The 14,725-nt window shown below is 34.4% G+C and carries 16 protein-coding genes and 2 tRNA genes; 12 read left to right on the top strand and 6 right to left on the bottom strand.

Translation table 11 applies throughout. The features are described from left to right. Positions 1–88 precede the first annotated feature (88 nt). Positions 89–2,284: a DNA helicase RecQ gene (recQ, locus tag AAYQ19_RS14655; RefSeq protein ID WP_343537230.1), complete on the top strand. Its 2,196-nt coding sequence runs from the start codon at positions 89–91 to the stop codon at positions 2,282–2,284. Positions 2,285–2,412: 128 nt separating this feature from the next. Here the strand turns inward: recQ and AAYQ19_RS14650 are convergent, their stop codons facing one another. Next, positions 2,413–2,652, bottom strand: a complete 240-nt coding sequence (locus AAYQ19_RS14650; protein WP_343537228.1) for a hypothetical protein — start codon at positions 2,650–2,652, stop codon at positions 2,413–2,415. 408 nt (positions 2,653–3,060) lie between these two features. On the opposite strand from AAYQ19_RS14650, the gene AAYQ19_RS14645 reads away from it, so the two are divergent. After that, positions 3,061–3,486: a hypothetical protein gene (locus AAYQ19_RS14645; protein WP_343537227.1), complete on the top strand. Its 426-nt coding sequence runs from the start codon at positions 3,061–3,063 to the stop codon at positions 3,484–3,486. A gap of 24 nt (positions 3,487–3,510) precedes the next feature. Next, on the top strand, positions 3,511–5,073 hold the full coding sequence (locus tag AAYQ19_RS14640; protein WP_343537226.1) for an NAD(P)/FAD-dependent oxidoreductase: 1,563 nt from the start codon (positions 3,511–3,513) through the stop codon (positions 5,071–5,073). Positions 5,074–5,235: 162 nt separating this feature from the next. Here AAYQ19_RS14640 and AAYQ19_RS14635 read toward each other — a convergent pair whose 3' ends face one another. Both AAYQ19_RS14635 and AAYQ19_RS14630 read right to left on the bottom strand, forming a co-directional pair. Further along, complete coding sequence (locus AAYQ19_RS14635; protein ID WP_343537225.1) at positions 5,236–6,195, bottom strand: quinone oxidoreductase family protein; 960 nt, start codon at positions 6,193–6,195, stop codon at positions 5,236–5,238. A 219-nt stretch (positions 6,196–6,414) separates the two neighbouring features. Beyond that, complete coding sequence (locus AAYQ19_RS14630) at positions 6,415–7,818, bottom strand: aminopeptidase P N-terminal domain-containing protein (RefSeq protein ID WP_343537224.1); 1,404 nt, start codon at positions 7,816–7,818, stop codon at positions 6,415–6,417. Positions 7,819–8,068: 250 nt separating this feature from the next. Between AAYQ19_RS14630 and AAYQ19_RS14625 the strand changes: the two genes are divergently transcribed. Next, positions 8,069–8,503 carry an META domain-containing protein gene (locus AAYQ19_RS14625; protein ID WP_343537223.1) on the top strand — a complete coding sequence of 145 codons (435 nt, stop codon included), beginning with the start codon at positions 8,069–8,071 and terminating at the stop codon, positions 8,501–8,503. 92 nt (positions 8,504–8,595) lie between these two features. Here AAYQ19_RS14625 and msrA read toward each other — a convergent pair whose 3' ends face one another. Both msrA and msrB read right to left on the bottom strand, forming a co-directional pair. Continuing rightward, positions 8,596–9,207, bottom strand: a complete 612-nt coding sequence (msrA, locus tag AAYQ19_RS14620) for a peptide-methionine (S)-S-oxide reductase MsrA (protein WP_343537222.1) — start codon at positions 9,205–9,207, stop codon at positions 8,596–8,598. Positions 9,208–9,216: 9 nt separating this feature from the next. Beyond that, positions 9,217–9,771: a peptide-methionine (R)-S-oxide reductase MsrB gene (gene msrB / locus AAYQ19_RS14615; RefSeq protein ID WP_343537221.1), complete on the bottom strand. Its 555-nt coding sequence runs from the start codon at positions 9,769–9,771 to the stop codon at positions 9,217–9,219. Positions 9,772–10,065: 294 nt separating this feature from the next. Here msrB and idi point away from each other — a divergent pair, with 294 nt between their 5' ends. The 8 genes from idi (at position 10,066) to AAYQ19_RS14575 (ending at position 13,807) form a co-directional block, all read left to right on the top strand. Further along, a complete protein-coding gene (idi, locus tag AAYQ19_RS14610; RefSeq protein WP_343537220.1) occupies positions 10,066–10,593 on the top strand; it encodes an isopentenyl-diphosphate Delta-isomerase in 528 nt (175 codons plus the stop codon). 21 nt (positions 10,594–10,614) lie between these two features. Beyond that, positions 10,615–11,025: a 6-carboxytetrahydropterin synthase gene (locus AAYQ19_RS14605; protein ID WP_343537219.1), complete on the top strand. Its 411-nt coding sequence runs from the start codon at positions 10,615–10,617 to the stop codon at positions 11,023–11,025. A 3-nt stretch (positions 11,026–11,028) separates the two neighbouring features. After that, positions 11,029–11,487, top strand: coding sequence for a peroxiredoxin (locus AAYQ19_RS14600; protein ID WP_343537218.1), 459 nt, complete (start codon positions 11,029–11,031; stop codon positions 11,485–11,487). 67 nt (positions 11,488–11,554) lie between these two features. Beyond that, positions 11,555–12,517: a type I phosphomannose isomerase catalytic subunit gene (locus AAYQ19_RS14595; RefSeq protein WP_343537217.1), complete on the top strand. Its 963-nt coding sequence runs from the start codon at positions 11,555–11,557 to the stop codon at positions 12,515–12,517. Between the two features lie 56 nt (positions 12,518–12,573). Beyond that, positions 12,574–12,840 (top strand): hypothetical protein, encoded by a 267-nt coding sequence (locus tag AAYQ19_RS14590; protein WP_012022371.1) that lies wholly within the window; start codon positions 12,574–12,576, stop codon positions 12,838–12,840. 76 nt (positions 12,841–12,916) lie between these two features. Next, a tRNA-Thr gene (locus tag AAYQ19_RS14585) sits at positions 12,917–12,990 on the top strand. A gap of 114 nt (positions 12,991–13,104) precedes the next feature. Continuing rightward, positions 13,105–13,178: transfer RNA gene (locus tag AAYQ19_RS14580), tRNA-Thr, on the top strand. A gap of 173 nt (positions 13,179–13,351) precedes the next feature. Then, a complete protein-coding gene (locus AAYQ19_RS14575; RefSeq protein ID WP_343537213.1) occupies positions 13,352–13,807 on the top strand; it encodes a hypothetical protein in 456 nt (151 codons plus the stop codon). Positions 13,808–13,880: 73 nt separating this feature from the next. On the opposite strand, the gene AAYQ19_RS14570 is transcribed toward AAYQ19_RS14575, so the two are convergent. After that, entirely contained in the window at positions 13,881–14,603 is a 723-nt protein-coding gene (locus AAYQ19_RS14570) for a DUF4369 domain-containing protein (RefSeq protein WP_343537212.1), read from the bottom strand. Between the last annotated feature and the right edge of the window lie 122 nt (positions 14,604–14,725).

The following is a 14,725-nucleotide window of genomic DNA, read 5'->3' as shown; positions in this document are numbered from 1 at the left end:
AACAGAATATTTAAAATTTGTATGTATAAAAGAAAGTTGTATCTTTATGTGTTGCAAATTTATACAAAAATATCCATTAAAATAAAGAATGAATTCAAACGAAATTGAAATACACAAGGAATTAAAGAAGTATTTCGGCTTTAGCCAATTTAAGGGCTTGCAGGAGCAAGTCGTTACGAGTATTTTAGGTAAGAAGAATACTTTTGTAATTATGCCTACGGGCGGTGGAAAGTCTCTTTGTTATCAATTACCCGCTTTAATTCAGGATGGAACGGCAATTGTCGTTTCTCCCTTAATTGCTTTGATGAAAAATCAGGTCGATGCGATTCGAAGCCTTTCTTCAGAAAATGGAATTGCGCATGTGCTCAATTCTTCTCTTACAAAAACAGAAATTGCCCAAGTTAAAAAGGATATTAGTTCAGGCCTGACAAAGCTTTTGTATGTTGCGCCCGAATCTTTAACTAAGGAAGAATATGTGGCTTTTTTGCAAAGTGTGCCCATTTCTTTCGTCGCAATTGACGAAGCACACTGTATTTCAGAGTGGGGACATGATTTTAGGCCGGAATACAGAAATCTTAGAAATATAATTAAACAATTAGGTAAAGTGCCAATTATTGGACTTACCGCAACTGCAACCCCAAAAGTTCAGGAAGATATTCTGAAAAACCTTGATATGGCTGATGCAAATACTTTCAAAGCATCATTCAACAGACCGAACTTATTTTATGAAGTTCGCACAAAAACGAAAAATATTGAATCGGATATTATTCGATTTATCAAACAACATAAAGGCAAATCGGGAATTATTTATTGCTTAAGCCGAAAAAAAGTAGAATCGATTGCCGAAGTTTTACAAGTCAACGGAATTAGCGCTGTTCCTTATCACGCAGGTTTAGATGCAAAAACACGTGCCAAACATCAAGATATGTTTTTGATGGAAGATGTTGATGTTGTGGTGGCAACAATCGCCTTCGGAATGGGAATTGACAAACCAGATGTTCGTTTTGTAATTCACCACGATATTCCAAAATCGCTTGAAAGTTATTACCAAGAAACGGGTCGTGCTGGTCGAGATGGAGGAGAAGGACATTGTTTAGCGTATTACTCTTATAAAGATGTAGAAAAGCTGGAGAAATTTATGTCTGGAAAACCAGTTGCTGAACAGGAAATTGGTTTTGCGCTTTTGCAGGAAGTTGTGGCTTACGCCGAAACCTCAATGTCGCGCAGAAAGTTTCTTCTTCATTATTTTGGCGAAGAATTTGACAGCGAAACTGGCGAAGGCGCAGATATGGATGACAATGTTCGTAATCCAAAACATAAAGTGGAAGCCAAAGATCAAGTGGTCAAATTGCTTGAAATTGTTCGTGATACGAAACATATTTATAAATCAAAAGAAATTGTGTTCACTTTAATTGGTCGTATTAACGCAGTAATTAAAGCACACAAAACAGATACGCAATCTTTCTTCGGAACGGGTTCAGACCATGATGAAAAATATTGGATGGCATTATTGAGACAAGTTTTGGTTTCTGGTTATTTGTCAAAAGATATTGAAACGTATGGCGTTATCAAAATAACGAAAGCAGGTTTGGATTTTATTAAAAAACCGGTTTCATTTATGATGTCTGAAGATCATGAATATACTGAAGCTGATGATGAAACTATTGTTTCAGGTTCTAAAGCTTCGGGTACCGCTGATGAAGTTTTGACTGGAATGTTGCGTGAACTTCGTAAAAAAGTTGCCAAAAAACTGGGAGTTCCTCCATTTGTAGTTTTCCAGGATCCTTCGCTTGAAGATATGGCGTTGAAATATCCAATCTCATTAACTGAATTATACAATATTCATGGAGTTGGAGAAGGAAAAGCCAAAAAATATGGTGGAGAATTCGTAGCCTTAATCAGCCGATATGTTGAGGATAATGATATTATTCGTCCAGATGATTTGGTTGTGAAATCTACAGGAGTAAATTCTGCCAACAAATTATACATTATTCAAAACATTGACAGAAAACTGCCTTTAAGCGATATTGCTTCTGCAAAAGGGCTTTCGATGGATGCTTTGATCAAAGAAATGGAACAGATTGTTTATTCAGGAACAAAACTGAATATCAAATATTGGCTAGACGATATGTTGGATGATGATCAACAAGAAGAAATTCACGATTACTTCATGGAATCAGAATCGGATAAAATCGAAGATGCCTTAAAAGAGTTTGATGGCGACTATGATATTGATGAATTACGTTTGATGCGTATTAAATTTATCAGCGAAGTTGCAAACTAAAGTTAAATTCCAAAAACAAAAAGTTTAAAATATAAATTCCAAATTCCAATTGCTTCATCGCTTGGAATTTGGAATTTTTTTATTGAGTTTTCCAAAGGTTGGAATTTTGAATTTAAAATATTGGAATTTTACTCGGTATAAATTTCCCCTCGGTGCGGTTTCAAAGCATCTCTTACTTGAATCATATTTTCGTCGGTAACCACCATAAATGCTGTGGCGTGCATGTCGTTTATGATTTTAAATCCGGTAATATTTAAAGGTAGTTTTTCAATTGCGATATATTCTTTTAAATGAATTTCGTGATGTTCGGCTGTTTTTGCAGAAGCCGGGCCACGAAAATCCCAAATCAATTTTATTTTTCTAGACATTTTTTTTAAGGTTCAAAGTGACAGAGAAACAAAGATACAAAGTCTTTTTTAAAGGGGCTAAGGTTCTGAGATGCTAAGGTTCTGAGTTTTTTTGCAGAGTCGCACTGCAGTGCGTCTAACGTGTTGTGGAAATTCTTTGCGTAGACACACATCAATGCATCTCTACGATATTCTTTGTGCTAAAAAAAATCTCCAAAATCTGCGATATCTGCGAGAGAAAAAACAAATACGATTTCAATATTTTGCTATCGTTCCAATATTTGGTAGAGACGCACTGCAGTGCGTCTTTACGATATACTTTGTGTCAATTTGTGTCCAAATTTTATAGGAAATATAAAATCTCATTTCAAAGTGCTATTTTTGCAGAATATTTTTCGGTTTCTCAAATCATAAAAAAAATAATTATAAATGAAGGATAATTTGGTTTCAGATGAGTTGTTGCTAAGTGAAGGAGCAAAAGCACACTTACAGACAGCAGGAAAATGGGTTTATGCAATGTCTAGTATTGGATTGTTAATTGCCGCTTTTTTTATTCTTCGTTTATTTTATGATTATATATCGCTATCTACTTGGAATGATGTTCCAACGGGAGGAGGGGTTGGTTATGCGATGATTATGTGGTTATTGCCTATTTATATCTTAATCTTTTTGATAATTTTTTTTCCACTTTATTTTTTATATAAATTTTCTTTAAATGTCAATATAGCATTTAGAGATGATGATTCAGAAGCATTAGAAATTTCGTTTAGATATTTAAAAATGCATTATATGGCTTTAGGAATTGGAATATTGGCATATGTTGTCTTGTATTTTTTAATGTCTAAATTCTTTTAATAATATTAATTACCATTTTATAAAATGCCTAAAGAACTTTTACTTCAAGTTACACCAGAAATTGCTGCAAACGAATCATTGCTAAAAGACCATTTGTCTAAGCAGATCAAAGTTTCGGTTCAAGAAATTCAGCATGTTTCGATTTTAAAACGCTCGATTGACGCTCGTCAGAAAGCGATTAAAATCAATTTGAAAGTTCTTATTTATTTAAAAGGCGAAGCTTTTCAGGAAACTAAATTGGAGCTTCCTATATATAAGGATGTTTCAAACGCGCAGGAAGTTATTGTAGTTGGAGCAGGTCCGGCTGGGCTTTTTGCTGCTTTGCAATTAATCGAATTAGGTTTAAAACCAATTGTTCTAGAGCGTGGAAAAGACGTTCGTGGGCGTCGTCGTGACTTAAAAGCAATCAACCGCGAACATATTGTAAATGAAGATTCAAATTATTGTTTTGGCGAAGGTGGTGCAGGAACGTATTCTGACGGTAAATTATATACGCGTTCTAAGAAACGTGGTGATGTAACTCGGATTTTAGAGCTTTTGGTCGCTTTTGGTGCTTCTGAAGATATTTTGGTGGAAGCGCATCCGCACATTGGAACCAATAAATTGCCAAAAATTATTGAAGATATCCGTAATAAAATCAGGGAATTTGGCGGTCAGGTTTTATTTGAAACTCGTGTAAGCGATATTCTCGTAAAGAATAATGAAGTTGAAGGAATTGTAACGCAGAACGGAGATAAAATTCATGCCAATAAATTGATCCTGGCAACCGGACATTCAGCGCGTGATATTTTTGAATTATTAGATAAAAAGAAAATTTTTATAGAAGCAAAACCTTTTGCTTTAGGAGTTCGAGCAGAACATGCTCAAGAATTGATTGACAGTATTCAATACAGCTGTGATTTCCGTGGAGAACATTTGCCTCCAGCACCATATTCAATTGTAAAACAAGTTAATGGTCGTGGCATGTATTCGTTCTGTATGTGTCCAGGTGGAGTAATTGCTCCTTGTGCGACAAGCCCGGGCGAAGTGGTTACAAACGGATGGTCACCATCTAAACGTGATCAATCAACCGCAAATTCTGGAATTGTAGTAGAATTGAAATTGGAAGATTTCAAACCTTTCGCAAAATTTGGAGCTTTGGCCGGAATGGAATTTCAAAAAAGCATCGAACAAAAAGCATGGCATTTGGCTGGGGAAACTCAAAAAGCTCCAGCACAACGAATGATTGATTTTACGCAAAGCAAATTATCAGCTGATATTCCAAAAACATCCTATGTTCCAGGAACAACTTCGGTGGAATTGGGACAAGTTTTTCCGGGATTTTTAACGCAAATTATGCGTCAAGGTTTTCAGGAATTCGGAAAATCAATGCGTGGTTATTTAACTAACGAAGCTATTTTGCACGCGCCAGAAAGTAGAACTTCATCACCTGTTAGAATTCCGAGAGATCCTATGACTTTAGAGCATTTGCAAATAAAAGGATTGTATCCTTGCGGAGAAGGTGCAGGTTATGCGGGCGGCATTATTTCTGCAGCAATTGATGGTGAGAAATGTGCTTTGATGATTGCGGAAACTTTGAGAAAATAATATAATTCTGAATTCGTAAATAATGTTTTGATAACGAGATCGCGTGAGGGATAGGAGCAAGCTACCGAAGTAGCGCGGATAGCCCGACAGCAATAAAAAAGGGGCCGACTAAGCGCATTGCTAAGTTGGGCCCTTTTTTTATTGATGGCACGCCCTGATTATTTACGGAATCAAAATGATTTTCCCTGTACTTTTTCTGCTTTCAAGATAATCGTGCGCCAATTTTCCTTCTGATAATTTGAAAGATGTTGGTCCTGAAATCTTGATTTTTCCGTCGACAATCCAATTGAATAATTGTGTTGCTCTTTTAATTCTTTCTTCTTTAGAATTTAAATAACTCCATAAATCGCCACCTGTTAGGGTTTTTGAAGTATCCATTAGCATTCTTGGATCGACAGGTGCTGGATCGCCGCCCGCCATTCCAAAGAAAACGACTTGACCACATTCTTTTGTGGCTTCAAAACTTTGATTTAATGTACTTCCTATGCTGTCGTAAGTTACGTCGACCCCTTTTGGGACGATTTTGAAAATTTGCGACTTCCAGTTGTCAATATAAAGAAAAACCTGATCAGCGCCTTGTTCTAGCGCAATTTTGGCTTTGTCTGCAGATGAAGTCAAGCCAATAACGTTCGCGCCTAAAAGTTTGCTGATTTGAGTTAAAATTTGTCCAACTCCTCCAGCAACAGCGTGAATTAATACGGTTTCGCCTTTTTGGGTTTTATGGCTATCGGTAGCTAAATAATGTGCCGTCAAACCTTGAAGCAAAACAGAAGCTGCAGTTTCGAAAGAAATGGCTTCGGGCAAAGGCAAAACGTGATTGATATTGACGGCAACCAGTTCAGCATTTGCGAAAGGAACATCGGCGAAAGCCACACGATCACCAATTTTATATTCGGGATGATTATTGGCATCGACCACAATTCCAGCGCCTTCATAACCAGCAATAAAAGGCGGATTTCCTTTTAAATGATAATTTCCTTTTCGTCTGTAGACATCGGCAAAATTTAAGCCGATGGCTTTCATTTCGACTAAGATTTCATCGCTTTTTAATTGTGGATTAGGGATTTCTATATATTCTAAAACATCTGAATCTCCAAAAGAAGAAAATGTAAGTGCTTTCATTTTTAATAAATTTAGAATACAAAGTACGGGAAAATTACGTGGCTTTGATACTCTAAATTTATTGTTTTAACACATAGAGACATAGTTTTTGTAAATCTCGAAAGGCGTTTCACTTGCTTCAATTAACATAGCTATGTGTGGAAGCTAGCTTCTTCTTTTGTCTACTTTTTGTAGAAGTAAATAATCTATGTTTCTATGTGTTAAAATAATCCTTTGATGTTATATTTTAGGAAATTTCATTTCGTTAAAAGTGCTTTTTTGTTTGGCCATAGCTTCAACATCCTGCCATTTTCTTGGAGATTCTGCTGAAAGATTTTCGGATGAGCCTTTTGTGATTAAAATATCGTCTTCGATTCGGACACCAATATTCCACCATTTTTTATCGCATTTGCTGTTTGCTGGAATGTAAATTCCGGGCTCAACGGTAAAAATCATGTTTTCTTTTAGTTTGCCCATGTAATCGCCTTTGTCATGAACATCCAAGCCAAGAAAATGTGAACAACTATGCGGATAGTATATTCTAGCATCTTTGGGATCTGTTATGATTCCGAGTTTGACAAGTCCAGCAGCAATAACTTCTCTTGCTTTTGTATTTAAATCCTGAAATGGAGTTCCTTCTTTACAAATTTTAAAAACCTCTTCTTGTGCCTCATAAACCAATTGATAAATGGCTTTTTGTTCTTCTGTGAATTTTCCGTTTGCAGGAACTGTTCGAGTAACATCAGCAGAATAACCGTGATATTCTGAACCAACATCCATTAATAATAATTGGTTGTCCATTTTTTGCGCATTATTTTCGCCATAATGTAAAATACAGCCGTTTGCACCAACACCAACAATTGGCGGATAACCTTCGTCTTCAGCACCGTAATGTCTGTGAACGTAGGCATGAATTCCGTCAGCCTCATTTTCGCTCATGTCTGGTCCAACAGCCTTCATTACTTCATTGTGTGCAATGCAAGAAAGTTTAACCGTTTTTCGCATCAAATCAAGTTCTTCCGGGGTTTTGATTTCTCTTAATGAATTGGTGATTGTGCTAAAAACATTCTGAGCATCTTTATTTTCTGTTGTGATAGAAGCTTTAGACTTGAAAGTTTCAATTAAACCCGCTAAATCAAAACCGCTTTTATCATTGCTAATATCTGTTGGGATTTTATCATAAATTATTTTGCCGAATTTTTTAAAGTCGATATTGAAATCTTTAAATTCTTTTCCGTTAAAAACATTTGCAAAACCCAATTTCGATTTCGCGCCTTCAACTCCTAAACGCCTTCCTGTCCACATTTCTCGACTAGCATTTCGTTCTCTCACAAAAAGAACTTCATTGTATTTTTCGCTTCCTTGAGATTCTTTAAAAAGCAATAAAACGGCGTCTGGCTCTTTGTAACCTGTTAAATAATACAGGTCAGGATTTTGATGGTAATTGTAATTGATGTCTCTTGAAAATACTCTTTCTGGATACGAAAAAATTACAGCAACAGAATTGTCCGGCATCAAAGCTCTGAAAGCTTCGCGACGCCCTTTGTGGAATTCTTTTGAAAGGTAATCTGTAGGAAGGTTTTCCTGTGCTTGTATTTGGTGGATTGTAATTAAGAATGCAAAGAATGCTAATAATTGCTTCATTTTTTTGGTTTTTTGATGAGGTTTCTTGGTTTTTATCCTTGCAAATTACAAAAAAAATAGAATTGCGAATTGTAATTTAAACATTTGATTAAGATTGTTTTGAATAAAATGACGTAACTTAGAGATCAAGAAATTTCAATTTGAAATGAAATTTAAGTTTAAATAGGCATGAATGTTGAGAATGGAATGTTTATAACAGAATTTTAATCTTCAAAAAAACAAATTTTATTAATTTTTAAAAATGCATTTTATGAAAAAATATACACTTGCTATCGTTTCAGTTTTGACTTTATTGCTAAACTCTTGTGGGGCATCAAAAGATAAAAGCACTGCTAGTATTTATGATACAACTTGGGAATTAGAATATATTTCTGGGCCAAGAATTGCTTTTGAAGGATTATATCCAAATAAAAAACCGCAAATTACTTTTGATCAAAAAGAAACAAAAGTTTTTGGGAATAATGGATGCAACGGATACAGCGCACCTTATACATTAAGCGGAAATTCTTTGACTTTTGGGGAGCCAGGCCCGTCAACATTAATGTTTTGTGATGGAGGAGGAGAGCAACAATTTTTGCAGCAAATGAAAAAAATCACAAGCTATTCTATTGATAAAGATGGAAAACTGATTTTGAATGAAGGCGATGTAGCAACGATGCGATTCAAAAAAGTAGCAAAACAATAATTTAAGATTATTCAACTTTGTCAAAGTTTCAAACTTTGACAAAGTTCAAGCCATAAAAAAAGGGAAATGATATCGATTCATTTCCCTTTTTTTTATGATTTCTTTTTCAGTTTGTCTTTAAAGACTTTCTCAAATTTCTCTATTTTCGGCTGAATGACCATTTTGCAATACGGCTGATTTTTATTATTCGCATAATAATTTTGATGATAATCCTCCGCTTTGTAAAAAACTTTGAAAGGCTCAACTTTAGTCACAATTGGATTATTGTAAACCTTTGCTTTATTCAATTCGGCTATAATGCTTTGTGCCGCTTTTTTCTGCTCTTCGTTTTTGTAAAAAATCACAGAACGGTATTGTGTTCCAACATCTGCGCCTTGACGATTTAAGGTTGTTGGATCGTGAACGGTAAAAAAGACTTTGAAGATTTCGTTAATATCGGTTACGTTTTTGTCATACGTAATTTGTACAACCTCGGCGTGACCTGTTTCGCCAGTGCATACTTCTTCATAGCTAGGATTTGGAACGGTGCCTCCAGAAAATCCAGAAACCACAGATTTTACTCCGTCCAAGTTTTCATAAACTGCTTCAACGCACCAGTAGCATCCGCCTCCGAGCGTAATAGTTTCAAGATTTGAAGCTTTTTTATTTTGCGAAAATCCATTTAATGATAAGGCAAACAGACAAGTTAAAAGTATATTTTTCATTGGAATTAATTATTTAGAATCAGGGATAAAATCTAAGGCAATGGAATTCATGCAATAACGCTTTCCAGTTGGTTCTGGTCCGTCATCAAACAAATGGCCTAAATGTCCGCCGCATCTTCCGCAAAGTGCTTCTATTCGTTCCATTCCGTATGAATTATCATTTTTGAAAATTATGCTCGTTTTGTTTTCTTGTTCAAAGAAACTTGGCCAACCGCAACTGCTCGAAAATTTAGCAGTCGATCTAAAAAGCTTATTGCCACAAGAAGCGCAATAATATGTTCCTTTTTCGTCTGTATTCCAATATTTTCCTGTGAAAGGTCTTTCGGTATCTGCCTCACGCATTACGGCGTAAACATCTTCAGGCAACACTTTTTTCCATTCGGCGTTGCTTACATTTAACTTGGTCGTATCGGTATTTGAATAATAAGGATTTCCGGGTTTTTTAATTACATTTTCCATGGAAGTTGTTTTTGCAGGTTCTTTTTTGGTGTTTTGACCGCATGCTTGTAGAATAAAAAGCGGTAGTAAAAAACAAAGACTTAAAATTAGATTTTTAGATTTCATGAGTTCTTGGGTGCTTTAATCTGTATTTCAAAGATACGTCGAGAATTAGCTTCAAATTACAGTTGGAGTTATTATTGAGATTTTTTTAAGTGTGTTTTAACTTTTTATTAGTTACGTAAAATAAGGCAATGTAGTTTTTATGTCTTAATTTTAACAGCTTTTAATTTTTGACATAAATTATAATGTTGTAAATCAGGAAAATAGAAATTCAATGCTAGGCTTAGATTTTATCAAGCTTAATTAGCATTTTTAAGCCATTTCTTTTTTCGTATTTTTGTTTGCTTAAGAAGCCTTATGACAGAAGAAAACGTAATATTAGTTAATCAAAACGATGAACAAATTGGCTTGATGCCAAAATTAGAAGCACATGAAAAAGCGCTTTTGCACCGTGCCTTTTCGGTTTTTATTTTAAATAGTAAAAACGAAATTATGCTGCAACAGCGTGCGCATCATAAATATCATTCGCCATTGCTTTGGACAAATACTTGTTGCAGTCATCAAAGAGAAGGGGAAAGTAATATTGAAGCTGGAAGCCGAAGATTATTTGAAGAAATGGGATTTAAATCTGAATTGAAAGAGCTTTTCCATTTTATTTATAAAGCGCCTTTTGATAATGGTTTAACCGAGCATGAACTCGACCACGTTATGATTGGTTATTATGATGATGAGCCAAACATAAATTTAGATGAAGTTGAGGCTTGGAAATGGATGAGCATTGAAGATGTTAAAGCTGATATTGAGAAACAGCCCGAAATTTATACCGTTTGGTTTAAGATAATTTTCGATGAATTTGATCATTATCTTGAAGACCACAAATTATAACCAAAGCAACCAAAAACCTAAATGAGAGTAACCATATCAAGAAAAGCACATTTTAATGCTGCGCATCGATTACATAGGAAAGATTGGACATCAGAAAAAAACAATGCTGTTTTTGGAAAATGTAACAATCCCAATTTTCATGGTCACAATTATGGTTTGACAGTTAGTGTTACAGGAAAAATTGACCCGGAAACTGGTTTTGTTTTAGATGTGAAAGTATTAGCGGATATCATACTTGAAGAAGTTGAGATTCCGTTTGATCACAAAAACCTAAATCTGGATGTTCCAGAATTTCAGGATTTGAATCCAACTGCAGAAAATATTGCTGTTGTGATATGGAATAAAATTAGAAAAAGAATTCAGCCCGATTTTGATCTAGAAGTTGTGCTTTATGAAACCGACCGCAATTTTGTAACTTATAAAGGAGAATAATAAATGTCATTAAAAATAGGAGATATAGTTCCGAATTTTACTGCAAAAGATAGTCATGGGGAACTTTTTGAAAGCCAAAGCGTTTTAGGTAGAAAACCGCTCGTTATTTATTTTTACCCAAAAGATAATACGCCGGGCTGCACGACCGAAGCTTGTAGTTTTCGCGATCAATATGAAGATTTCAAAGATCTAGGCGCTGAAGTTATTGGTATCAGCAGTGATAGTGTCAAATCACATCACAAATTTGCCAATAAGCATAAGTTGCCTTTTATTTTGCTGTCAGATCAAGATAAAAGATTGAGGCAATTGTTTGGCGTACGAAATAACCTTTTTGGGCTTTTGCCAGGAAGAGTAACTTATATCGTTGATCGCAATGGTGTCGTAATCTATATTTTTGATAGTATGAATGCGGCAAAACACATTCCGAAAGCATTAGAAACGATTAAAGAATTAGTATTATAAATTAAGAAAATAGTATTATTTCAATATTTAAATAATAAAGATATTAGCAAAAAAAACAACAACAACTATGCAATTTTATCCATTACAATTTGAACCTATTTTAAAAGAAAGAATCTGGGGAGGCGAAAAATTAAAAACTTTATTAAATAAGCCAATTACTTCTAAAATTACTGGCGAAAGCTGGGAACTGTCAACAGTTGAAGGCGATGTTAGTGTAGTTTCAAATGGTGCTTTGAAAGGAAAATCATTAATGCAACTGATTGATGAAACTCCGAATGAAATTCTTGGAACTAGAGTTTATGAACGTTTTGGAAAACAATTTCCGTTGCTTTTTAAATATCTTGATGCGCGCGAAGATCTTTCGATTCAGGTGCATCCAAATGATAAATTGGCAAAAGAGCGTCATAATTCATTCGGTAAAACGGAAATGTGGTATGTAATGCAAGCCGACGCCGATGCAAGAATTATTGTTGGATTTAAAGAAAACTCAAGCAAAGAGGAATATTTGAAACATTTGCATGATAATACGCTGGTTTCGATTTTAGATGATGTAAAAGCAAAATCTGGAGATGTTTTCTTTTTAGAAACGGGAACGGTTCACGCAATTGGAGCAGGTTTGGTTGTTGCCGAAATTCAGCAGACTTCAGATATTACATATCGTTTGTACGATTTTGATAGAGTAGATGCTCAAGGAAATAAAAGAGAATTGCACGTAGATCTTGCTTTAGATGCAATTAACTATAATAGAGTAGAAACTCAGAAAAAATATGAGACAAAAGTCAATACTTCCAATACAGTTGTAGATTGTCCTTATTTTACAACCAATTTGATTCCGCTAGAAAATAAAGTTGAAGTTTCTAAATCTGGCGAGACGTTTACGGTTTATATGTGTGTTGAGGGAAGTTTCGAAATTGAATATGACGGATTTAAGCATACATATATAAAAGGAGATACAGTGTTGGTTCCAGCTGCGATAAATTCATTTAATCTGAGTGGAAAAGCTTCAATTTTAGAAATTTACATTTCTTAACACTTAATATAAAGAATATGTGTATTTTTGCAGACGCAAATTAAAATTATAATAAAATGGCAAACGTTAAAAATTTAAAGAAAGACATCAATTTCGTATTAGGAGATATTATTGAGGCAGTTTACTTGTTTGAGATGTCTACAACAGGAAATCCTACTCCAGAAACGAATGCTTTAATCGATGAAGCTATCGCTGCATTCGATACTTTGATTACAAAAGTGAACGCTAAGAACGTTGAAAATAAAAAAGCACACTTCAAACAAATCAATGTTGAATTAGAACAAACTGCTAATCAATTGATTGAAAAAATCAACGCACTTTAATCAAAAAAAAGTGTAAAAAAGTGCAAATTTATTTTGGGAAAACGAAAAACCGCTTTATATTTGCACCCGTAATGACGCCGATGTAGCTCAGCTGGCTAGAGCAGCTGATTTGTAATCAGCAGGTCGTGGGTTCGAGTCCCTCTATCGGCTCAAAAAACGGAAACCATCACAGTAAATGTGGTGGTTTTTTTAATTATAGAGAGTGGTGTGAAATTTTTTTTTGGAATATTAAAAAACATTTCTATCTTTGCACTCGCAAAATAGGCCGATGTAGCTCAGCTGGCTAGAGCAGCTGATTTGTAATCAGCAGGTCGTGGGTTCGAGTCCCTCTATCGGCTCAAAAACCATCACAGAAATGTGGTGGTTTTTTTTTGTTCAAAACTTAAGGTTGCAAGTTTAAGGTTTCGGGTTTCAAGCTCTAGTTGGAATTTTAATTTTGAAATTTAATCATTAGCTTTTTTTAAACAATAAATTTCTTATGTTTGTTTTTTAACCAAAAACATATTTAATAATGGAAGAAACTTCAGTGTTTGAAAAATTCGAGTTGCAGCTCGATCAATCTGCAAAAGATTTTTTAAAAGAAACCGCAAAATGGGCATATTTCTTGTCAATTTTGGGATTTGTAGGAATTGGATTTTTTGTTCTTTTTGCAATTTTCGCAGGAGCAATTTTTGCGTCTTTAGGTAGTGCGGCAGGCGTGGGAATGTTTGCTGGTTCTTTAGGGGCATTTATGAGCTTTATTTACTTAGCAATTGCAGCTGTTTATTTTTTCCCTGTTTATTATTTGTTTAGATTTGGTTCTAATGCAAAAAGAGCCTTTAAAGAAAATGATTCTGAAGCATTAACATCTTCTTTGGGTTATTTGAAATCACACTATAAATTTATTGGTATTTTTATGGTTTCAATACTTTCTTTATATGCGATTATTTTTGTGTTTGCAATCCTTGGAGGTTTACTCGGAAGATAATTTCTTGAAATAAGATTTATAGATTTAAATAAGCATAAAAAAAACGTCCTTCGGGACGTTTTTTTATTTTGGGTTATTGTTTCTGTTCTTGTTTTTTGATGTCAGCAACATATTTGGTCAATTTTTTTCCGTATAGTGATTGTGCCACTTTTGGAGTCATCGACTTTTGAATTGTATCTAAGAATTTAACATTGATATCGTAGATCTCTGCTAAAGCAATATAAGGCGCAATTTCGTGATCTTTGTTGTTAAGGGCGAAGTTTGTAGCAAACAAATATTTTCTTTTCGTATTTGAGTCGTCTTTTGCGTTAATGCTGTCTAAAGCTTTTTGATCATTTCTTTTCATTGCTTTAAATCTTGGCTCAACCAATGCTAAACTTTCGTCATTAAAACGACTGTTTATTTTTTTATACTCTTCGTATAATTCTTGATTTTTTGATCCTGTGATTTTCGCACTGTAAATGAAATTATCAAGATTAGTGTCAATATTAATATTTCCAGGTTCTGCAAAAAATAAAATATTGTTGTCTTTTGAATTCGTAACACCTCGGTCTAAAAACAAATAAAGCATTTCTGGAGATTCTAATTTGATATCGCTTTCAAAAGCTGAATTTCCATCAATTTTGATACTGTCGATTGCAACAAGTGATGTGTCAACAATTCTTTGAATATATAAAGTTCCGTTTTTTAATCCTTTAATATTTCCTGTAATGTGCAAGCTGTCAGTAGGTGTTTCTTTTTTGCTGCAAGATGCAAGTAGGGCAATTGCGGCAAAGGCAATAATAGATTTTTTCATTGGTTTTTAGATTTTGGTGCAAAATAAAGAAAATAGTTTGAATGTAGTGGATGTGATTAAAATTTTAATAAAAAATAAATCCCAATCTATTTCTAAATTGGGATTGTTGTATTTTTATAAAA

The organism is Flavobacterium mesophilum (assembly GCF_039581405.1).
In the GTDB taxonomy this organism is placed as follows: Bacteria; Bacteroidota; Bacteroidia; order Flavobacteriales; family Flavobacteriaceae; genus Flavobacterium.
This window is presented reverse-complemented; position numbering and strand designations above follow the sequence as displayed.